Raw genomic sequence first — 21548 nt, 5'->3', positions numbered from 1 at the left:
TATAAAATACATACATTCTTGATTTAGAGTGACTAGATCTTTAAATCGCCGCCGCGTCTACAAACCAAGGCATTCTACCTGAACCGGGCATCCCGAAGTTGCTTGGGTATAAATTAGCCCTATAAATCTAAAGAAAGAAATCATCAAAGAGAGTGGTTAGCGAGCTTTTTACGCTTAGAAAGCTTGGCGATACCTTCGCAGATCGTGAACAGCAGACCCACCCAAATAAAAGCAAATGTCACCGCTTTTACACTATCGAATAGTTCACCAAAGAACACGACGGCCAATACAAATTGAAGACTCGGTTCAATGTATTGCATCAACCCTACTGTAGACAGGTTAGTAATTCGGATCGCAATCGAATAAAAAATCAGTGGGAGAATAGTTACTGGCGCACTTCCTAAATAAAGCATGAACGTGGTCATATCGACGGTTGAAGATAACTCACCGATCGTCCATTGCTTAAACATCAGATATGCCAATGCGATTGGGGTAAGCACCACCGCTTCAATAAAGAGTGTTGTACTCCAATCAAAGTTAATCTTTTTCTTAAATAAGCCATAAAGAGAAAAGAATAAGCCCATTGTCAGCGCTACTAATGGTAACTGACCATATTGGATAACCTGATAAACCACACCGATAGTTGCTAAAAGAATGGCAATGAACTGACCTTTTGACAGCTTATCACCAAGGACAAAAACACCCAGTGCGACAGAAACCAAAGGTCCAATAAAGAAGCCTAAGCTCGCATCAATAACACGGTTATTGGTTAACGCCCAAGTGAATGCAACCCAAGAAATACACATTAGGCTACTTGCAACAAAGGTATACCAAAGGGACTTTTTATCTTTCCAGATAGCAGCCCATTTCGGCATGTGATGCGTGATCGCCAGTACCAATAGAAACCCCACAGGTACAGAGCCAATGATGCGCAGCGCCAACAGTTCATCCATTGATGCATTTGGCAGAAAGCGATAGTAAACAGGCAACAATCCCCAGATAACAAAGGAAAGTGCAGCCATAAAATTACCGTAACGATTGTTGTTCATAACTGACTCGACAAATAAAAAAGTGACGCGATTCTATAGAGCAAATTTGGCTTGTAAAGCGAAACAAAAGGACCAATATTCGCTATAAGGCTAGGCCTTGAATTACCGCGGTAATTCCACTAATAAAACACAGCGCTAGCGCACCGAAACGCACTTTTTCTTTAGGCAAGGACTGTGTTGTTTTTATTGCCAACCAATAGCCGAATGCGGCTGCAGGCAGTAAGGGTAAAGTAATGATCAAATGATGAAGATTGAAGAATCCCACCGGAATTTGAACCACCAACGAGATAATAGAGCTAAACACAAAGAAAGCAGAAAGGTTACCACGTAACTGATTCGCTTCTTGATGCTGAAGTAGTAACGCCATTGGCGGTCCACCGATCGCGGAGCTTGTACCAAAGAGCCCCGAAAAGAAACCTGCAAACGTCATGCGTCCTGGTGTTGGCTCAATGCGAAAAGGTAAAACACTCACAGCCACAGCAAAAAGCACGAGAAAACCAATCCAAAGCGTTAACGCTTCTGTCGAAACATAAAACAACAGCGCCCCACCCGCTAACGATCCGGGAATACGACCGATCAACGCCATCTTTAAACCACCGAGTTCAACATTACTGCGGTGCTTCATCGCATTCATTAATGAAATAAACAATGCAACTAAACAGATGGGAGCAGGAACGTATTCCGGAGCCCATAGAATAAGTAGTGGAGCCGCGACAATAGCCAAGCCAAAGCCAATAGCCGTTTGTACATAAGAGCCGAGGAAAATCAGCCCCATTGCAAGCAAATTAGTAGAATCGAATTCCATCGATGCGTTCTTATATTTTATCTATTTATTAGAGAGTTAGTTAAATATAAATTATCTATTATTCACCTACTCTCGCCCTGCGTAGGATTCATCAAACCTATCTAAAACACAATCAAAATATTTCAATAACCGAACTTTAGAGGCTCACTTTCTGCAACTTCGAATTTTGTACAAAGATGCAATGTTTAATTTATCAATACTCCTCTATCCAGAACACAAAATCGACATTATAATCAGCGGCTTTTATAGAGTGAATGCACTATCAAAATTCACCACACGTAGAATTTCACAGTCTAAGACACTAAATAACAAATAAATATTAGACTATCGTATCAACCTAACTTAAAGATGGTTTATGAAAAGAAAATCAGGTTTTACTTTAATTGAGCTTGTTGTTGTAATCGTAATTCTTGGCATCCTTGCTGTCACTGCCGCACCCCGCTTCTTAAACATTCAAGATGATGCTCGCGAAGCGCGTTTGGAAGGAATGAAAGGTGCAATTGCATCAGCTCTGAACATTGGGTATGGAAAAATGGCCATCGCGGGTCTCGAAGGTCTCTCCTATGTTTCTAATGATACTGACTATAAAAATCATGATGGAAGCATGCTAGTCCCGATGCGAGGTTTACCCTTTGATGGATGTGAAAAAAGCTCAAGCACGCATTGCGCGTTTGAATATGGTTATCCGCAAGCAGATACAACATCATTAACTGTACTTGTGCAAGAACTAGGTAGTCATGTTGAATCAACTGATTGGATGATACGAATGCTTCCAAACAGAACGGCTTACATAACAGCTCGTGATGACAAATCCGCCAACGAAAATGAATGTAGTATTATCTACGCTCCGCCAGAAAACGCTAAAGCCAAATACACTCTAAAAATAAACAAATGTTCATAACCAAAAAAGGCTGCCAATCGGCAGCCTTTTGTCATCTTGTTCTCTGCTTATGCAAAGTTAAACACGTATTTATCCATCATATTGACCATACGACCAATCTCTGGCTTAGTAATCGTGTCATTTGCCCCTAGTGATAGTGCTTTCGCACGGTTATCTTCACTCATTAGAGAAGAGAACATCACGATTGGCATTTCATTGTAGGCTTCCGTTTCACGTAGTCGTTTTACCAAGTGCATACCATCCATACGCGGCATTTCAACGTCGGTAACAACTGCATCAAGCAGCTCACGTACTGGCAGTTGTTCTTGTTTCGCTACTTCGATGAGACTCATTAACTTCTCGTAAGCTTCGCCGCCGTCTTTACATGTGATCACGTTATAGCCAGCTGATGCTAAAGTATCTTGAATCAGTGAGCGAATAAACGCGGAATCGTCCACAACCATAACGGTTTTCGCATTACGCTTACCAACCATACGCTGGTTAAGGTCAACCGATTTATCACCCGTTACGTCGTATTTTTCCATACTCAGCTCTGGGTTGATGTCTGCAATGATTTTCTCGAAATCGAGGATCATGATCAGATTGCCATCTTTGCGAACAACAGCAACCACACAGTCCTGTTCACCTGCTTCTAAGAACTGGCTCGGTGATTCTACGTCATTCCAAGAGATACGGTGGATGCGTGAAATGCTGTCAATCAAGAAGCCATTCGTCATCTTGTTGAAATCCGTCACAATCACAAACTTACGCTCTAAGTCGCGACGAGTCGGAACGCCAAGCCAACCAGCAAGGTCCACCAATGGAGTTAACACTTCACGGGAAGAGAACACGCCAATCATATGCGGTTGTGCGTTCGGATAATCGGTAGTCTCTGGTACGCGAATCACTTCGCGAACTTTAGCGACGTTAATACCGTAATAACATGTTTTTGTGCTGCCATCTGGCATCTGTTTTTCTAGGTGGAACTCAATGATTTCAAGCTCATTGGTACCACTCTCAGTCAATATAGTGCTGGTTACGTTACTCATAAACACAATTATCCAAAATACGCACCAAGAAAAAGGCTTGATGCAATGCCACAGAGAATCACTTCACAGGCGAAAAAATCCAAGAGTCCTTTTGTAGTCGTTGAGACAGAATTTGTAAATAATCAAAAGGATGCTGACTGCACACTTCTATATCAAATGCTTAAAATTTGTCTCATTTTTGTACAAAACACATTCAAGTATTCAATATTGCAGCTGGGTTCCTTAAGTTAACGGCAGGGAAAACAAAAAGTTTAGCCATAATTAGTAAAGAATCAGTGAGTTTTAATGACCGCTTCGTTATCTACGCGATGACGCTCGCCATAAACCCCTTCTTCGGTTCTGATACCACAACTGATGACCATGGTGATTTGATCACTGTCTCTTAGATTAAGCAACTGTTTTACACGTTTTGAATCGAAGCCTTCCATTGGGCAAGTGTCATAGCCTTTTTCTCTCATCGCGTACATAAAAGTCATCGCTGCCAAAGAAACACTCTTGTGCAAACAAACACGTACGTCACTTTTAGCGACTTCTCTTACCATCGGTTTGTTTCGACCTAGCCACCAGCTGTATAACTTGCGTACCGCCCCGCGTATGCCAAATGCATCATTGTTATAAACCATTGGGATAAGTTTTTCGTAATACTTTAGAGCGCGCTTGGCCGCAGCGTCGTCACGGCCTTCAAAAGCTTGGCGCACAGTCTCTGCGTTGCGCTTTGCGCGCTCTTCCCAGTTATGAGTAGTCGCCACAAAAACGACTAACTCATTCGCCGTTTTTGCCGCATTTTGTCCCATGCAGAAGTCGGCTAGTTTCGCTCGCTTCTCCGCTGAAATCACTCGATGAAATTCCCACATCTGCATATTACTGCTGTTTGGGCTAAGCGTGGTCAACGCGAGCGCCTTGGCTACATCATCATGGTTAAATTCAGCATTCGTATCGTACTTTCTAACGGAACGACGTGAATGAACAATAGATTCAAAAGAAGATTGGCTCATAACGGACTCAAAACTTAGGTAAAAGCGCGATCTTTACTGATTCATTGCTTAGCTGCAAGTATAAATACACCATCAGGTAAAATTTCGCTCCTTACACCTCTCTATTGCAGCTTAAAGAATCGAATTTGATCAGACAAGTTAACCGACATTCTTGCTAGCTCATCTGTTGCCTGATTGCAGTCTTGAATCATATTAACGGTTTGCTCCACTTGATCGCGTACAGATACCACGCTTTGATTGATCATTTCAGCCGTGGCACTTTGTTCTTCCGTCGCCGTAGCGATTTGAGTGTTAAGCACATTCGTCTGTTCAATATTCCCCGAAATACTCACAAAGGCTTCATTCGCTGAGGCTGATTGCTGTACCGTTTCTTCTAGCATGCGTTGCCCAGCATTAATGGAATCAACCACCTGAGTCGTATTCTGTTGCAGCGTACTGATGCGATGACCGATCTTTTCTACTGCCTTCTGGGTTTCTTGAGCCAGTTGACGCACCTCATCTGCTACAACAGCAAAACCACGACCTTGGTCGCCAGCACGCGCAGCCTCAATCGCTGCATTGAGTGCCAGAAGGTTTGTCTGTTCAGCAATGGTTTGAATCACTTCCGTAATATCCGCAACCTCTGCTGTCCCATTGGACAAGGTAGCCACCTCTTGGCTCATGGTTCCCATTTGCGTGGCTAAACCGCCCACCTGCTCCATGGCTCGTTGCATGACAGTCTGCCCTTGTTCAGAGACACTCGTCGCCAACGCAGCTTCTTGTGATGCCCCACTCGCACTTTGGGCGACTTCGGTGATGGCTACCGTCATTTGGTTCACCGCGGTGGCAACTTGATCAGTTTCTAATTGCTGGGCTTGTGCATTCGTCAGAATTTCTCCGTTTACTGCCGACAACTCTTCTGATGCCGAAGCAAGCAAGTCACTACAAGACACCACACCTGACACCGTTTTATACAGCTGCGCTTCCATATGGTGCAACGCATCAAGCATTTCAGCGATTTCATCATTCCCTTTCACCTGATCATGCCTCATCCCGATTTCACCACGACTCAGCTTTTCAGCTACTTGCTTAGCAAACTGAACATTCGCGGTAATATCATGCGAAATATACAGAGATAAGAAGGTGACGATTGGCAATCCAATCAACAAAGCTAACGTCACATTGATTATTGCCTCTTCAGTGGATTGTTGAATCTCATCTTTCAATGCATTTTGATCATTAACGGCATCGACTCTGATGCCATTCAGTTGTTCAGCAATATCAAAACCAATCTCTTTAAGTACTTCCCAACGATCGTTTCGAGTCCGAATCGTGCTGGCAACTTGAGACAACGAGAGAGCAAAGCCTTCTGTCAGTTCAATGAGTTGTTCTTGGCTTGCGAAGCTTAACTTGGACAAATCATTTTTCCATTGCGATAGCTGATCTTGAAACTGTTCGTAATCTAGCTCGTTATTGGTTAACAGATACTCCGTTGCTTCTTGCGTCAACGCTTTGAATAGCATAGCTACGCGAGAAACTTCCGCACGTTGCTTATTAAGCACTTCTGACTCACTCAGTCGTCGCGATATTTTTGCTTCAATCTGCTTTTGAAAAGAAACCAGTTCAAGAACAGAAGCGTCACGTTCTCGCATTAATTGCGAAACTTCAGTCAAGTTTGTTATATAACTTTCGAGTTGCGAAGTGACTTTTTCAAAGCGCCCCTTCCGTTCATTATCTGTCGACTTCAAAGCCTGCTTTTGTGCCTCTTGTTGCGCTAATTTCAAGCTTTCAATTGCTCGATTAAAAAATTGAGGGTCGCGGTTTGTACGATACGTCAATGCATTGATTCGAGCCTTCAACAGATTTGCTTCAACGTCTGTCGCTTCAAAAGCCGCCTCATCGATTGATTGAAAGTGAATAAAATTTGAATTGACCTGTTTGGTCGTAAAAAAGCCAACAGCAGACACTGTAAACAGCACCAAAATAACGGCACTCAAGATCAGATAAAATTTATGTTTTATTTTTTTAATTCTATTAAGCATTCCGCATACTCCATAACAACAGCAAGTGGAAATACTAAAAACCTAACGGATAAGTCGCAAACTCGCCCCAATACACAAACAACACTATCTTGTTGTTATGATTGAATTTATTCGAATATGTAAGCCTTTTCCGACGGCAAAGAAAGATTGGTACTTCAACTGAGGTCAGTGATTCTTTCGTGCCGTATCTCTTTGATTCCATTATCTACCACGCGACACCTTCTAAAAAATGAGACACACCTTTTCAAATAATGAAATTGTCATTTTCACCCACACGGCAAGGATTTTTCCTACAATCCCTTCTCGTTAAATGAGTGCTGAATGGAAGCGGCAAGTAAATTGAAATATAAGGTGAGGCACAAAATATGAATAACGTTCTTATTATCGACGACCAACCGTTATATAGCGAAGCGCTCGCTTCTCTTGTTCAAAACGCTTTCCAAACTGTGAACGTTGTAGAATCAACTGACAGTGCCGAAGTTATGGAGCTCATTCGCAACCAGCCTGTTGACTTGGTTATTTTAGATGTAGTTTTAGGTGACAGAGACGGTATGCGTTTGGCAAAGAACATTCTGGCAACTGGTTATCAAGGAAGAATCTTATTTATTTCCTCTCGCGATTACAGCAGCTTGTCCAAAGCCGCGTTTGAAATGGGTGCGCATGGATTTTTAAATAAGAATGAATCGAAAGAGACCATTATGGATGCGATTGTTAGCGTGACGCGTGGTTATTCCATGTTTAAAGCAACGCACAATCAATCAAGCGGTAACGTTGCTTTATCGAACCGTGAAGCAATGGTCTTCCATTATTTGGCTCAAGGTTATTCAAATAAGAAGATTTCTGAACAGCTGTCATTAAGTGCAAAGACCATCAGTACTTATAAGACTCGCATATTGAAGAAATACCATGCCGAGTCCGTTGTAGAGCTTCTTAATACACTTCCGCAAGATGAATGCGGCAGCTTGTGCTGCTAAGAAATGACGTACTTCGCGATAGCATCGGTTAATAGCTGATGCATCGAGTTGTAGCGATGAGATTGCTTCATTTGTATCACGACCTTTGGTCTCCCTTGAGGGTAAAAACTCTCCGGTACAGGGATAAAGGTATAACCTTCAATTGGCTTTTGATACTCAAGTAATATTGTCGCTGCCGCCTTGCTTCTTATGACTTTGAGTAGACTAGTGATATTACCAATCGTCGCAACACGGTTTATATTAATCCCACTTTGTTCGAGCGCTCGCTTGGTCACCTGCTCCCTATCCTTCCAACCGGCTAACTCAAGCAAAATGAAATCGAGCTTACACGCGGTTTCTAGATCGTTGATCCCAAGCTCTTCGGGTACCACGATGACAGCTGGCGCATAACCAATAAATTGTTGATGGATGGTTTTTGGATACTCTTCGTTAAAGTAATGCAATTGCATATCTACTTTATCAACCAAGATATCGTCTATTGTGCTATCCGTACTGCTTTCTACATTGATGTAGGCATTAGGAAATAATTCCATTAAATCAATAAGAAGCAGATCACCAAATGACTGTTGTGCTGATTGAGGCAAGCAGATTGAGATGCTTTTCTCGTACGAGAGAGGGTCGAACTCACGGCGAACTAGACAAGATTCTAACTGCCCTAGCGCATCAGTAATTTCTGGTAATTTACGCTTTAGATAATCCGTTGGTTCAAAGTGATGTGCATGGCGGATAAAGAGTTCATCTTCCAATTGAGTACGCAGGCGAGTTAGGTATTTGCTGATAGAGGCTTCGCTCTTGCCCAATGCTTTCGCAACGGGTTTCAATTGACGATGACGCTCCAGTAGCACCAGTATTTTAAGTAGGTTTAGGTCGAGATCTTTATTCACAGCACAGCTACCAAATAGGGTCAGAGATGAAAATTGAGTTCTTTATTTACCTTCAGCCAAATACACAGAAAGCAGCCTAATGAGTAAGGCTGCTTTACTATAGAAGACCAAAGTCACGTTTTGGTCAAGTTTATCAAACTCTTATGCCGTTGCTTAATGACATTAAAGTCAGTTAAAGCAATTTTCAGGTTTAAGACACTGTCTTAAGTTAGTTACTTAGCTACGGTGACGCTTAGATTCATAAAGGTCCTCATCAGCGCGCATGATGACGTTGTTCAGCGTCTCATGTTCAGTGCTCATTGCAATACCAGTACTGACACTCACTTCTACATCCATACTTTTTAAGCGATTTTCTTTCACTGCAGCGCGTAGTTTCTTCGCCAAAATTAACGATTTGCTCTCACTGCAATCGGGTAATATCGCAATAAACTCATCGCCTCCCGTGCGAATAAGATAATCCGTCGACCGAAAGACCTTTTTCATGGAGTCAGCAATTATCGATATGACTTCATCTCCAACGTGGTGCCCAAATTTATCGTTAATTCGTTTAACTCGATCGCCATCAATGGCAATCACAGTAAACGGTGTCATCTTAATCTTGTTCTTAAAAGCCTGCTCTTTGAACACTTTTCGATTAAACAACCCGGTTAGCTCGTCTTTCGTTGCGTCACTGATTGCGTTAGCCAGTTGAATTTTGCTCTCTTTTGACTCTTGCGCTTTTGAATAATACGCAAAGATCACAACAAAAAAGACAAAGAACAAACATCCAAAATCGATAAGTATCTTGCTAAACGGGTATTTGTACACAATCAGGTTATTATTATCTGCTACGTACGTTTGAGTGTATGCAAACTCAGGCCAAGGATAATGAGGAAAGTACACCACAATGTGCTTATTTCCGTTATTAATATCGACTTTGAGTTGCTTTCCTTCTGCCTTTAGCGAATCGAGAAAGATTTGCTCTCCAAATTCACCAACCAGCTCCCCTTTGAAGTAGACCGGGCTAATAATGCTAAAGGCTCGACTATCCGAATAGGTGGTTTTAAAAGGTTTAGAAATCAGAATACGGTCAGACAACTGATCTTTCCATGCCGCCAACGAACAAGAATTTGTCTCTTTACACCAATCAATATCAAAAGGCTCCGTCAAATCTTGTAGTCCATCAATAGCATTTTCAAGAATCAACTTGTTTCCTGTGTATGAACGAAAATAAAGGACGATATCAATCCGCTCGTAGACATTGGATAGATAACCTTCAGCTTCATGTAGCACTTTACGCGCAACGGCTTCCACAAAGTCTAGCTCGCTCTTTGGATCAAGCTTGTAAATCGCATCTTGAAAGCTGAACTCGGTCGCATCAGTAATCTCCTTAGCCGAAGTTCCTTCATAACGCGCTAGCTCAGACTCCAATAAGAGCCCTAGCATGATGACTTTTTGTTTGGTTTTTGAAATGCCTTGTGTGTAGATTTTAAATTGCTTCACCTCATGAGAAATGAGCATGGCTCCAATCATGGTCATTGAGGTTACAAACAAAAGCACAGCAAAGAAGAATGACAAATAAACGTTTCTCAGGTTCATTCTTTCTCCTACTACGTACCTAGCACTTTAGAGAGTTCAACGATATTCTTCACATCGTACTTATCCAAAACTCGGCGCTTGTAGGTACTTACCGTCTTATCACTGATCGAGAGTACATCCGCGATGTCTCGATTGGTTTTCCCTTGCAGCAATAACTTCATCACGGCACTCTCACGGCTGGATAACGCTGGTACATTACGATGCTCTTCAACACTCTGCTTGAATTTGAAAAACGAATAACCTTTGGAAACAGCCTCAATCGCGTCTTTTAAGATTTCGTGGTTTTCTGATTTACATACATAACCATCAGCACCAGAGCGAAATGCCATTTGGCTATACATATGACTTGTCTCCGCAGAAAAGAAGATCACTTTTCCTGCAAAACCGTGCGATTTAATGCGCTTGTAGAAATCGTAGCCATCGCAATCAGCGAGATTTACATCCAAAATGAGCAGCCCAATTTGTTGCTCTTTCAATATTTTTAAGGCGTCTTTTGAATTGGTTACCGTTAAAACATCATTTGCAGTGCCTAGGCTCTCGACCAAAGATTTAATGGCAATGCAAACCAGCGGGTGATCATCAAAGATCAGATAGTTCAGTTTATTCATCATGCTTTTATTTCAGTATCGTTATTGCTTCTAATGGCATTGGTTTATCGATGTAATAGCCCTGACATACGTCAACCGTGTATTGGCGCATCGCGTTTAGCGTCGGTTCGTCTTCCACCCCCTCTGCGACAACACTAATGTTTAAGCTTTTTGCGAGTGCACAGATGGCTAATACTATGTTTTTCTTTTTAGGGTCATTGACCAAACCTTGAATGAAAGATCGGTCTATTTTCAGTTCGTTAAAAGGCAGTTGAGCGAGCTTTTCCAACGATGATGATCCCGTACCAAAATCATCAATACTGACGGTTACTCCACTCATTCGGAATTTAAGTAGGTTCTTGTAAAGTGCGGCATTGGTCTCAAACGTGTCTCGCTCAGTAATTTCTATCGTAAACTGGTCTGGACTGATGCCATGCTCACGGCAACGTTCGATAAAGCGAGTCGCAAATTCCGGATCTTCTAAGTTGTCATGATCAACATTCAGTGAAACATGTAACCTCAGCCCACGGTTCTTCATGTCGTATAACGCATTACTAAACACCGCATCAAACAACTCCGCAGATAAATGGCAGCGCTTCACAATAGAAAGGAAGTTGTACGGAGCTAAAACGCCGTAAATGGGATGAAACCAACGCGCTAAGGCTTCATAGCCTATGATCTCTCCCGTGTTTGCGTCCGCTAGTGGCTGGTAGTAGTTTTTAACTCGCCCCTCAGCTAAAGCAAACAAAAACTCTTGGTCTTGCACGCAAACTTGTTGCTGAAATGAAGTGAATTTCGCTGGTTGAACACCCGACTTGTTGAGCATTTCGACCACTTGCTCTTCATCGTAAGGTTTTAGAAGTTTACCGAGAACCTCGAAACTGAACGATTCGCACATCGCTCTAACGGTGGCGACAATCATCAGTTCCATTGCGCTCACTAACACAACCTTTCCCTGGTAGCCGATTTGGTTGAGCATCATCATCATGTCGACACCATCTTTATTCGGCATCTGCAAATCACAAAAAATAATGTCCACGTCCGATGTTTTGACGTGCTGAATCGCGCTATCAACATTATCGAATGTCGAGACGTCAACCCCATGCCGAGATAACATTTGCTTTAGCAAAGTGATTTGCAGTGGATGGTCATCAATCACCATCGCTTTAAGATTTTTATTCATGTGCTTTAATCCAATGTTCTGCAAGGTTGATTTCTTGTTCTATGCGCTCAATAAGGTCGGTGACATGAGCTTCAAACTCACCATCATTGGTCCTCTCGGCTTCAATGCATAACTCCGCTAAAATGGTTACTCCAATGGCGCCAAGCGCGCCTTTTATACCGTGAATAATGCGTTTTTTATCTTGTTTGCTTTTCGCAGCTTTTAGGTTTGCCACATCGTGCGCCATTGAGCTTTTAAAAACGTTGGCTATCTCCTTAGCGTCTTGCTTTCTAAATTTCTCAATCCATTCTGGCCACTGTGCCATTTTCTCTTGCCCTAAGAACGGCAGCAGTTTTGACCTTAACTTTTCAAGGTCATAAGGTTTATAAAGAATGTCATCGATGCCAATGTGTTTAGCCCGTTCGTTTGCTAAGCGAGAGTCTTCCGCGGTGACACCAATAACAGGTATTGAAGCCAGCTCTGGTGCTGCTTTGAGCTTCTTCACCAACTCAAAACCGTCCATTTCGGGCATGTGAAAATCTGTAAGAACCAACGCCACCTGATGATCGCGATTCACGTATTGCCATGCTTCAAGACCATTACTTACGATGACAGGCTCAATGCCAAGTTCTCGCAGTTGCATCGTGATCACGCTTTGGTTGATCGGGTTATCTTCTGCGACCAAAACAGTGCCGTGCTTCCAATCAAGATTGCTATTCGTGTCTTCCGTTTCAGCTGTCGGTTTTAAGGTGCAATCTTGACGCAGCAACGCCAGTAAGGTATCTGGATACTTAGCTTCTGACAGTGTTAACTCGCAACTTCCTTTACTACCACAATCAAGGTTTAGTCCTTGGTATTTCCCTTGCGGTGAAAACTGCCCCACCAAATTTGGCTTCACATCTGTCGACGCCATCCCCCACGCAAGGCACCAATCACGGACATTGGCAGGTAACATCGGTGAAAATGTATAAGACAGTGCCGCTTGAGGCTCTGGTTCACAGAAGGTAATAGGCAACTTCACAACCATCGTGGTGCCAAGACCGAACTGGGAATTAATACATAACTCCCCTCCCATGCAGTCCACGAGGCGGTCGACAATACTCAAGCCAAGCCCTGTTCCTCCGTACCTGCGCGTAATGGTGTCATCTGCTTGAACAAACGGCTGCAAAATACCTTCGAGTTGCGTTTCCGTCATACCGATACCTGTGTCCGCGATTTTTAAGATCAATCGCCCTTCATGAACGGCGTTGCTGACGCTGATTTCTCCTTCGTTGGTAAACTTAACGGCATTGGAGAGTAGATTGGTCGCGATTTGAACTAAGCGCACTGCGTCCACTTTCAACCATGGATTTAAGAATGGTTTGAAGGTCACTCGATACTCTAACCCTTTACTGGACGCTTTTGGTTCAAAGCTACGAATCACGTCACACAAGGTGTTTACAACATGAGTTTTTACTGGCGTCACTTTCAACTGACCAGCTTCTAGCTTGGAATAATCAAGGACTTCATCCACCAGCAGGTTCAAGTGGTTTAGTGAGCGCATCGCTTGGGTGATAAGCTCTTTACTCCCCTCACTGCTGGTCTGACGGTCTAACAAGTCGAGTAGACCATGCGCAGCGGAAAGTGGTGTTCTTAACTCATGGCTCATGGTTGCCAAGAAATTCTCTCGAGAACGAACCGCAGTTTGCGCTTTTTCTTGCGCATCAATTAACGCAAACTCTCGCTCTTTTTGCTCAGTGATATCTTGAAGTACGGTCAGGACAAATTTCTTTTTGCTACTTGGAGAAAGAATGGCTTTACGTTCTCGGTAAACATGCTGAATACCAAGCTTACAACCATTGGATGCTGTTATATCTGCGATGCGTTTACCTGCAATCACCTGACGCAATTCGATCACATTGTCGACCAAAGGTTTGGCACTTTTTCGACTTTGAATCGTGCAGCCTTTGCAACGATGGTTTTTATATAAAGAGCAATTGCTCATTTGAATTTGGTTATCTTCGCCATGAATAAAAACAATGCTGTTGATTTCTTGAATAATCTCCATCAACCACTGCTTCTCTTTCTCCTCATTCGTTGCGTTTAGCTCTGCCAAATTGACTTTGAGCTTAAGGTGCGCCAACACGAAATACGCAACCGCCAAGAGGATCACAAACACAACCACAACAATCAGTATCATGGTGAAGATATGTTCTTCATCGTAACCGTAGACGAGATTGAAGTTTCGGTAAGTTCTATTAAGCTTTTCTATCTCTTTGGCATCAATGGTATCAATGATGCTGTCGAGTATTTTCTTTAGCTTGGTGTTATGGTCCGCTACCGCAAAAGCAATCGACAAGGTCAGCGTATCTTTTTCACTGATCAGCAACCCATCAATGTTGTCCTGCGCGATCATGCTATGCACGATGTCATCAGGGATATACGCAACTTCAATCTTGCCCTGTTTGAGATCAGTCAACAGTTGCCTAAGGTCTTCATAGCGAGTAAAGCGCTCTTCCTTCCATGAGTCGAGATTGACCAAACCTTGTTTTTTTAAACTCATTAGAATGCCAGATCGCGCGTCGTGTGCGGGATGCTCTTTCGGGTCCAATGCTTCTATTGCAACAAAGTTGTTGTGCATGAACGGCTTGGTGACTAACCAATCTGATAAGGGTGGATTCTCTACATAAGCCACAGGAACTAAGTCGGCATTGAACGCCGTCAATCCACTGTTTAAGCTGCTGCTAGGCTTTTGATATTCGAACTTCAAACCAGTGCGAGACTGGATCAAATCGATGAAATCAGGCAGAAACCCGTCCAACTCATCGGTGTGAGGGTTTCTAAATAAGAAAGGAAACGCTTCTTCACTGCTGCTGTAGGTAATGATTTGCTTGTTTTCTAAATCTCTTCGGTATTCCACCAGCAGTTTGTCGTTGACATGATATGGGTTCGTAGACGCAACCGAGCGAATGTTTTTACCATTGCGTTCCCAGCTTAAAATTTTGTTAATACGGTCAACAAGCGCTTGGTTTGATTTGGAAGCTATAAATCTCGATTCTTCTTCATTCAGCCAACTGGGAATATCAACCGCACCATTGACAATGTCGTTCTCGTCTAAATATTGGTTGATAGCAACGTAACTTGAGATCAAAGCGTTTGCGCGACCGCCTCTGACTTCTTCAAAGGCTTTAAGGCGACTTTCCACTGTGCGGACTTTCGTCGCCCCCATGTCTTCGAGGTATTCACAGTAAACGGTGCCGATAACACAAACCCATTGGAGTTCTCGTGGATCACGTTGGTAATAGCTGTCTTCACGATACCAAACCGCGATGGTGCTAGAGAAAAAAGCATCCGAGAAGATAAAGCGAGATTCTCTGTCCGGTGATTTACTAAAACCAACAGCACCGTCTATCGTGCCATTCTCAATATCAGCGAACAGTTCTGGAATCGTATTGTATGAACGTAACTCAAGTTCAAGATTGAGCACTTTGGCGATGTTAGTCAGGTAATCGAGGTTGATCCCATAATAAGTGCCAATTTTGTTGCCGATTTCTGGATCTTCTGAGCGTAGCGCTATCACACCGACAAGCACGGTTTCACTAGACTCATCGCTAGCAAAGGAATATGACGGAGAGATTGTGCTGATAAATACGACAAAAAGTATGACGGTTTTTCTTAAAATGCTGAACATAACGACTTCCACAACTTGGGAGATCAGACTAATTTGCACAGCATAAATGTCAAACTTCGACAATTTTTGAATTGTGTTTACTTCATTGTTATAAAAGCATTTTTTTGATTTTAGTCAGGACATTCTGACAAGATTATCCACCTTGGACTACAACATATTTGGGTAGGATATCCCATCATTAAACTGAAATGTGCTGTTCAACAACTAAACAGCTCAACGTTTATCGCATGCTCAACAAATTGCGTAATATAAAAACCATGCCCAAAGACATGGTTTTCCGTCAATCAAGTAAACAAACCGTTTCAGCGCCGCTGTGGTACCGGTTTTTCCCCGCTTTTTTCGCTAAATACATCGCAACATCCGCTTCGTTGATCTTTTCATCTAACGTCGCAGAGTCTTCACGAGACCAATAACTGATACCTATGCTTGCAGAAACTTCACACGTCACGTCTCCCAGAAGAAACGGTTTTTCGAGGCTCTCGATGATCCTCCTAGCAATAGGCTCACTGCTCGACGCATCACGGACCCCAATTAAAAACTCATCTCCAGCCAAGCGCGAAACCAGATCGCGTCGTGCAACGCAGTTCATTAATCGTTGCGCCACGACCTTCAACAATTGGTCTCCAATTGCATGTCCATATTGGTCATTAACGGCCTTAAAACCATCCAAGTCCACAAATAAGATGTGTTGTGATGCGCCAACATCATGCTTCTCTTGGAGTCGACGAACCGCTTTAGCGCGGTTGGCAAGACCGGTCAGGGGATCATGGTTTGCCTGATAATTGAGACGTTTGAGTTCAATATCTATCGTCAAATCAGTAAAGGAAACCACAAAGGCTTCAGCTCTGCCCGTTTCACTTTTTAATACTCGCACTTTCAACTCACATGGTATCACCCGACCTTGCTGGTTTTTCAGCTCCACATGCGTTTTGTAATGTCCTGTTTTTAATAAGCGTAACTTGATCGCTTTTGTTGCTTCAAATGGAGAAAGCAATTCCAGTGTTTTAAGCGCATCCACTTCACCAAACCACTGCGTCGCTGAGTTGTTCTGCGTCTTAATATTCAAAGCACGATCGAGTACTAAAATAGCGTCTTGGTTTTGGTCAAACATCAAATCCAAAAGTTTGCGTCTTTGTTCTGACAGCGCGTGCTCCGTGATATCTCGAAGCTGAATCAGACTGCTCTTTTCAGTATCCATCGGGTTGCAAGAAATAAGGTAGCGCTTAGTTTTATCGACACTGCGTACCTCGATTCCTTCTACCGTGGTATGCGTGTCAATAGCAAACATAATGCGCTCGATTTTTAGCTGAGGCTCAAAGTAGTTCATCAACAAATTGCGGGCATTGGAGTTCACTTCTATGCCACGAAGTTCGCTTTCTGCCACTGGGTTGAAATAGGTTACTTGCTCATTCGACGATACAACAAGAACGCAACGTTGCATCGCATCGAGCGCGCTTCGAATATAACGGTTTTTGTCTTCAACTCGTTTCAATACTTGAGCCACTTGAGATTCTCGCTCAGCAAGGCTCATTGTCATTTCGTTAAAACACTCGGTCAGTTTCCCCACTTCATCTTGATGATAAACCGGTAATGCTTTGCGAATAACACCGACCCGCCCCATATGTTCAACTGAGCGATGTAAAGACAACAAAGGAAGCGAAATTAATGAATGCAATAATTTGGCTAATGCCCAAGCACAGATTGAGAGTAACAGGACAATCACACCCAAGGATAACCACATTTTACGTTCATGAATTAGCAAGCTTTCAAGCGAAACCCAAATCTCAAGTGCACCGAGCTTCTCCCCTCCTAACAATACATCATTGTGGCGCATGACTACGCTTTGATTAGCGCACAACAATTCACGACCATGCCAAGCACACTCTTTTGGTAAATCTTCAATAGAAGCGATGGTTTGGTCGTGTTGGTTGATCACCACAGCAGAAATAATATCTGGGTCAAAGCTTAAGTTAATCAATTGCTCTTTTGCAGAATACGCATCGTCAAACATCAGAGATGCTTGAAGTGTATTTGCCACGCCTTGACCAAGGATATTGATTCGGCGATCTAAAGCACTCTCTTGCGCAATCACCAAGTATTGTATGGCTAAGGTGCCTAAACCAATCACGATCAAAGTTATCATCAACCATGTTGGAAGCATCATTTTGTGGCGCAAAGGCAGCCGAGCAAGGCGAGAACGGATCATGGAGCCACCTCATCTTCAGCTAAGATAGAAATACTCAACAATTGCGCGCGTAGTTGGACTTTTGTTGGAGCAATGTGGCTGCGAGATATCATGGGCCGGATGCGGTTGTTCTCTTTCACAAATGCCACCATACCGCCTTTTTTAATAAACTTATCTCCGTCACCAATTAAGAGTGAATGGGGAAACTGTTTTCGTCTGGTGGCTATTTTTGAACTATCCGCCTGAGTTAAATATAAAATATGGCAAGAACTTGGCGTCTCGCCTTTGGATAAATCATAAAACCGTGACAATTGAGGTTTGCGTGCGACGATCCGTTGGAGGTGCTCTGCGACCGAGTCATTTTCAGATACGCAATATTCTACAGGAGCAACAGGTTCGCCCGTCGCCACCCAATCCGCCAACAGGGCAAAACGATACAAATACACGGCTTTTAAATCCGCATCTTCGTAGTGAGCAAACGCAAATGTTGCGCTAAGCAGCGCCCAAAAAGCTATCAGCCATTTAACGACGACAACCTTTTCTGTTCGTTTTACCATTTGGCGTAATTCCAATCTAGCGTTAGCCAATATTGAGTGCCATTAGCAAAAGAACTGTAGTTAGTTGGAAACTCTTTGCTCTGGTCAGCGCCTAAATTCTCAACTGATGCCGTGATCTCTGGCAGGCAGTCGTTATATTGCCAGCTAATGGATGCATCAAAAGACACGACTTCGGGCCAGTTATAATCTTTGTTCGCCACGTTGATTGGGTTTAGTGCAGACTCGTAGTCTTTATGCAACTTGGATTCAGACACATATTGCCCACTGACACTCACCCACCATTGAGCTGTGATATCCCACATCACTTGCGCGTTCACAAAATGATTTGGCTCGTTTTCGATACTGCGTTTTACCGCATTGTTTGTACCACAAATATCACCTTCACAATGACCAACAATGCGTTTGTAACTGTAGTTAGCATTGATCTGTACATCATCTCGGGGCTGCCATTTGACCGCAACTTCACCACCAAAGCTTTCACTCCAAATAGGATCAACCAGCGTGGAGGTATATTGCTCCACAACGGTGCCAACCGTACCTGGAGAAGAACCACCCGTGATGATGTTCTGAGTAGTAGATTCTGTCTTATAAACTCGAATATTCTCATGGCGGGTATAGAAACCTCCCACGCTAAATTGCAATGCATTGTCATCCCAAAGACGATAGCCCACTTCATAAGTCGAGACTGACTCTACATCTAAATCTTCATTTCCTTCGAGAAGCACACTGTAGTAATAATCGTAATATTGGTTATTGCTAAATAGCACATGTTGCATGTACTGATTTTCACGCATGTAGGTACTCAGCTCCAAACGCGATGGGGTTACGATTGCTTTACCCCAGCCAGCCCAAATCCTTTGGTTATCGGCAAGCTCATAGCTCAAGCGGACTTGGGGTTGTGGGTCGATATCATGAGTAAGGTTGTTATATTGCCATCGACTACCAAGGGTTAATTTGGTTCTGTCCGTCAGTGGCACACTCCAGTTTGCGTATAGACCATAAGATTGATTTAAGAAATCAGGATCTTCTGCCACGCGCAAATATGGCATGGTGAGTTCATCATACTTTGAAAACGTACCGAACTTTTCGTCAATAAGGCGAATGTTTCCACCAATGGTAAACTCCGTTCCCCAAAGATCGGAAAAGGTATAGTGAGAGTCTAAGTCGGTTCGAAAAAACTGCGCATTGGCATGAGTGCTATCATTAGAACTGTACGTAAACCAGACTTCGTTTTCCCAGCTATCACCATTGGCACGATCGAAAATATGATGACCGCCGACGAAGTACTCCTGCATCGTCATTTCTGTTTCGTAGGTACGCATGGGTTCAGAGCCCGGCATGATCATATGCGGCTGATAATTACCCCAGTTGTAATCTTCACGAGAACGAATACCGCCGGCTTGGACGCTTAGGGTGTGTTCACGCTTCTGGTAATCCAAACGCCCACCAAAACGCTCGGTATATACATTGAAATGTTGAAACGTCTGTACCCTAGCCTCTTCACTGGTCCAAGGCATATGGTCTACAAATTCACCATACAGACTGTAATTGGCATACTCACCAACTGCACCAGCATGATGAAGTTGATACTCACGATAATCGTAGTTGCCGAAGCTGGCGCCTAGCTGCCCTTTTGGTGAGCCCTCTGCTTCTTTTGTAATAACGTTAATTACCCCAGTGACGGCATTTCCCCCCCAAACCGTCCCAACAGGACCGAGTACAATCTCGATTTGAGCAATGCTGTCCATACTGACTGGAATGAGATCCCAATCCACACCAGACGACATCGGGTTGAACACGCTACGTCCATCGACCATCACCAACATTTTATTGTTGAGCGTTTCGTTATTGCCTCGAACCGTCACGCCCCAATCATAGTTAGAATATTTAGCGACATGAAGACCGGGTGCCAAAGATAACGCATCAGCGACAGAGCGAGCTCCTGAGCGCTTGATCTCTTTAGCGGTGATAACATAAACGGACGCTGGCGTATCCGCCAAAGACTGAGAGGTACGAGTAGCTGAGACCACTTTGGTTTCCGCTAGAGAGCACAAAGGCATCTCCAACAGAGAATCGAGGTCATAGTTGGCAAACACAGGCGTAACAACGCCAAATGAAGAAGCAAAAACGAAGCTGAACGACAAACGCATAAGGTATTTCTCAACGTTTGAACGCTTGGTTAGCTAATTAGCGGGGGGAGTGGTTCAAACGCTAAATGACAATGTATCTATATGAGTACAGTGTACCATTAGCACCCTATCGGTTCATTTTAAACCACCTTATTTTACGCTGAGTAATTTTTATCGAAACGATTAATTTTGTAGCAGTTTTTAATCAACAGCAACCAATAATTGGTCACTGTTGAAGGGCAAGTTATTTTACGTCTATTAGACAGCAACACACATCGGAGTATCAGAAATCGGGTCACGGAATACTTTCGCTTTCAGGTCAAAAACCTCATCAAGTAATGACTCAGTAAACACTTCATCCGGTGACCCCTCTGCAATAAGTTGACCTTGTTCAAGGACAATGAGATGGTCGCAGTAACGGCATGCTTGGTTAAGATCATGCAAGACAACCACCACGGTTTTTCCATTGGCATTCATTTGTTGCATCAAATTCATCAACTCGACTTGATGCGACATATCAAGGTAGGTGGTCGGTTCATCTAACATCACGACCTCTGTATCTTGTGCCATGACCATCGCAATCCATGCTCTTTGACGTTGCCCGCCGGATAATGATTCAACCGGTTTATCGGCAAATTCGAATACGCCTGTATCATGCATTGCTTGTTCCACAATCGTTTTATCATCCTTCCCTAACCTTCCCCAATGGGACAAATAGGGAGAACGGCCGTACTCAACCAGTTTTCTTACTGTGATTCCTTCTGGGCTTACTAAGATTTGGGGCAACAGTGATAACGAGCGAGCTAGGCGTTTATCTCCATAACTCGACAACGGTTTTTCATTAAAAAAGACATCACCAGATAAAGGTTTGTTAATCCTTACTAAGGTCTTCAATAACGTCGATTTACCGCAGCCGTTTGGTCCTATCAACGCGGTAATTTTCCCTTTTGGAATTGAGACTGACAAATTCGGAATGATTGTATTTTTGCCATAGGCGACGGAAAGGTTCTGCGTCTTTAGCAT

At 43.2% G+C, this 21548-nt stretch carries 16 protein-coding genes; 2 read left to right on the top strand and 14 right to left on the bottom strand.

The window, feature by feature from the left end; translation table 11 throughout:
• Positions 1 to 143: 143 nt before the first annotated feature.
• The gene (gene rarD, locus MHO32_RS12320) at positions 144 to 1049 is read right to left on the bottom strand and encodes an EamA family transporter RarD (protein WP_009696156.1); all 906 of its coding nucleotides are present in this window, start codon (positions 1047 to 1049) and stop codon (positions 144 to 146) included.
• An 82-nt stretch (positions 1050 to 1131) separates the two neighbouring features.
• Positions 1132 to 1854: a sulfite exporter TauE/SafE family protein gene (locus MHO32_RS12315; RefSeq protein WP_005449394.1), complete on the bottom strand. Its 723-nt coding sequence runs from the start codon at positions 1852 to 1854 to the stop codon at positions 1132 to 1134.
• A gap of 355 nt (positions 1855 to 2209) precedes the next feature.
• Here MHO32_RS12315 and MHO32_RS12310 point away from each other — a divergent pair, with 355 nt between their 5' ends.
• Positions 2210 to 2755 (top strand): type II secretion system protein, encoded by a 546-nt coding sequence (locus MHO32_RS12310; protein WP_239212297.1) that lies wholly within the window; start codon positions 2210 to 2212, stop codon positions 2753 to 2755.
• 47 nt (positions 2756 to 2802) lie between these two features.
• On the opposite strand, the gene MHO32_RS12305 is transcribed toward MHO32_RS12310, so the two are convergent.
• The 3 genes from MHO32_RS12305 to MHO32_RS12295 all read right to left on the bottom strand — a co-directional run bounded on the left by MHO32_RS12305 (position 2803) and on the right by MHO32_RS12295 (position 6799).
• Positions 2803 to 3783 carry a chemotaxis protein gene (locus tag MHO32_RS12305; protein ID WP_005449396.1) on the bottom strand — a complete coding sequence of 327 codons (981 nt, stop codon included), beginning with the start codon at positions 3781 to 3783 and terminating at the stop codon, positions 2803 to 2805.
• Positions 3784 to 4055: 272 nt separating this feature from the next.
• Positions 4056 to 4778, bottom strand: coding sequence for a nitroreductase family protein (locus tag MHO32_RS12300; RefSeq protein ID WP_029789548.1), 723 nt, complete (start codon positions 4776 to 4778; stop codon positions 4056 to 4058).
• Positions 4779 to 4879: 101 nt separating this feature from the next.
• Positions 4880 to 6799 carry a HAMP domain-containing methyl-accepting chemotaxis protein gene (locus MHO32_RS12295; RefSeq protein WP_239212284.1) on the bottom strand — a complete coding sequence of 640 codons (1920 nt, stop codon included), beginning with the start codon at positions 6797 to 6799 and terminating at the stop codon, positions 4880 to 4882.
• A 365-nt stretch (positions 6800 to 7164) separates the two neighbouring features.
• Here MHO32_RS12295 and MHO32_RS12290 point away from each other — a divergent pair, with 365 nt between their 5' ends.
• The gene (locus MHO32_RS12290) at positions 7165 to 7773 is read left to right on the top strand and encodes a response regulator transcription factor (protein ID WP_005449400.1); all 609 of its coding nucleotides are present in this window, start codon (positions 7165 to 7167) and stop codon (positions 7771 to 7773) included.
• On the opposite strand, the gene MHO32_RS12285 is transcribed toward MHO32_RS12290, so the two are convergent.
• From MHO32_RS12285 to fecE, 9 genes are all read right to left on the bottom strand, one after another.
• Positions 7770 to 8657, bottom strand: a complete 888-nt coding sequence (locus MHO32_RS12285) for a LysR family transcriptional regulator (protein WP_005449401.1) — start codon at positions 8655 to 8657, stop codon at positions 7770 to 7772. The genes MHO32_RS12290 and MHO32_RS12285 overlap by 4 nt on opposite strands.
• Before the next feature lie 216 nt (positions 8658 to 8873).
• Complete coding sequence (locus MHO32_RS12280; RefSeq protein ID WP_029789546.1) at positions 8874 to 10235, bottom strand: GGDEF domain-containing protein; 1362 nt, start codon at positions 10233 to 10235, stop codon at positions 8874 to 8876.
• Positions 10236 to 10246: 11 nt separating this feature from the next.
• On the bottom strand, positions 10247 to 10846 hold the full coding sequence (locus tag MHO32_RS12275; protein ID WP_239212282.1) for a response regulator transcription factor: 600 nt from the start codon (positions 10844 to 10846) through the stop codon (positions 10247 to 10249).
• Positions 10847 to 10850: 4 nt separating this feature from the next.
• Entirely contained in the window at positions 10851 to 12005 is a 1155-nt protein-coding gene (locus MHO32_RS12270; protein ID WP_061066357.1) for an EAL domain-containing response regulator, read from the bottom strand.
• Complete coding sequence (locus MHO32_RS12265) at positions 11998 to 15654, bottom strand: ATP-binding protein (protein ID WP_239212280.1); 3657 nt, start codon at positions 15652 to 15654, stop codon at positions 11998 to 12000. Before MHO32_RS12265 ends, MHO32_RS12270 begins: the two co-directional genes overlap by 8 nt.
• Before the next feature lie 280 nt (positions 15655 to 15934).
• Positions 15935 to 17860 carry a diguanylate cyclase domain-containing protein gene (locus MHO32_RS12260; RefSeq protein WP_029789864.1) on the bottom strand — a complete coding sequence of 642 codons (1926 nt, stop codon included), beginning with the start codon at positions 17858 to 17860 and terminating at the stop codon, positions 15935 to 15937.
• The gene (locus MHO32_RS12255; RefSeq protein WP_017819176.1) at positions 17857 to 18396 is read right to left on the bottom strand and encodes a YfiR family protein; all 540 of its coding nucleotides are present in this window, start codon (positions 18394 to 18396) and stop codon (positions 17857 to 17859) included. Before MHO32_RS12255 ends, MHO32_RS12260 begins: the two co-directional genes overlap by 4 nt.
• Positions 18390 to 20546, bottom strand: coding sequence for a TonB-dependent receptor plug domain-containing protein (locus MHO32_RS12250; RefSeq protein WP_239212278.1), 2157 nt, complete (start codon positions 20544 to 20546; stop codon positions 18390 to 18392). The genes MHO32_RS12255 and MHO32_RS12250 overlap by 7 nt, the downstream gene beginning before the upstream one ends.
• Before the next feature lie 237 nt (positions 20547 to 20783).
• Entirely contained in the window at positions 20784 to 21548 is a 765-nt protein-coding gene (gene fecE / locus MHO32_RS12245) for a Fe(3+) dicitrate ABC transporter ATP-binding protein FecE (RefSeq protein WP_017819178.1), read from the bottom strand.

This window comes from Vibrio sp. MMH1-50, from assembly GCF_022347645.1.
Taxonomy (GTDB): Bacteria; Pseudomonadota; Gammaproteobacteria; order Enterobacterales; family Vibrionaceae; genus Vibrio; species Vibrio harveyi.
The sequence above is the reverse complement of the archived record's forward strand: the minus strand, read 5'-3'. Positions and strand labels throughout refer to the sequence as shown.

Excerpts from the sequence above, each read along its gene's own strand:
- MHO32_RS12265 (WP_239212280.1), bottom strand. The coding sequence starts at position 15,654 with ATGTTCAGCATTTTAAGAAAAACCGTCATACTTTTTGTCGTATTTATC.
- MHO32_RS12300 (WP_029789548.1), bottom strand. The coding sequence starts at position 4,778 with ATGAGCCAATCTTCTTTTGAATCTATTGTTCATTCACGTCGTTCCGTT.
- fecE (WP_017819178.1), bottom strand. The coding sequence starts at position 21,548 with ATGCTAAAGACGCAGAACCTTTCCGTCGCCTATGGCAAAAATACAATC.
- MHO32_RS12305 (WP_005449396.1), bottom strand. The coding sequence starts at position 3,783 with ATGAGTAACGTAACCAGCACTATATTGACTGAGAGTGGTACCAATGAG.
- MHO32_RS12270 (WP_061066357.1), bottom strand. The coding sequence starts at position 12,005 with ATGAATAAAAATCTTAAAGCGATGGTGATTGATGACCATCCACTGCAA.
- MHO32_RS12310 (WP_239212297.1), top strand. The coding sequence starts at position 2,210 with ATGAAAAGAAAATCAGGTTTTACTTTAATTGAGCTTGTTGTTGTAATC.
- MHO32_RS12280 (WP_029789546.1), bottom strand. The coding sequence starts at position 10,235 with ATGAACCTGAGAAACGTTTATTTGTCATTCTTCTTTGCTGTGCTTTTG.
- MHO32_RS12260 (WP_029789864.1), bottom strand. The coding sequence starts at position 17,860 with ATGATCCGTTCTCGCCTTGCTCGGCTGCCTTTGCGCCACAAAATGATG.
- rarD (WP_009696156.1), bottom strand. The coding sequence starts at position 1,049 with ATGAACAACAATCGTTACGGTAATTTTATGGCTGCACTTTCCTTTGTT.
- MHO32_RS12290 (WP_005449400.1), top strand. The coding sequence starts at position 7,165 with ATGAATAACGTTCTTATTATCGACGACCAACCGTTATATAGCGAAGCG.
- MHO32_RS12295 (WP_239212284.1), bottom strand. The coding sequence starts at position 6,799 with ATGCTTAATAGAATTAAAAAAATAAAACATAAATTTTATCTGATCTTG.
- MHO32_RS12255 (WP_017819176.1), bottom strand. The coding sequence starts at position 18,396 with ATGGTAAAACGAACAGAAAAGGTTGTCGTCGTTAAATGGCTGATAGCT.
- MHO32_RS12315 (WP_005449394.1), bottom strand. The coding sequence starts at position 1,854 with ATGGAATTCGATTCTACTAATTTGCTTGCAATGGGGCTGATTTTCCTC.
- MHO32_RS12275 (WP_239212282.1), bottom strand. The coding sequence starts at position 10,846 with ATGATGAATAAACTGAACTATCTGATCTTTGATGATCACCCGCTGGTT.
- MHO32_RS12250 (WP_239212278.1), bottom strand. The coding sequence starts at position 20,546 with ATGCGTTTGTCGTTCAGCTTCGTTTTTGCTTCTTCATTTGGCGTTGTT.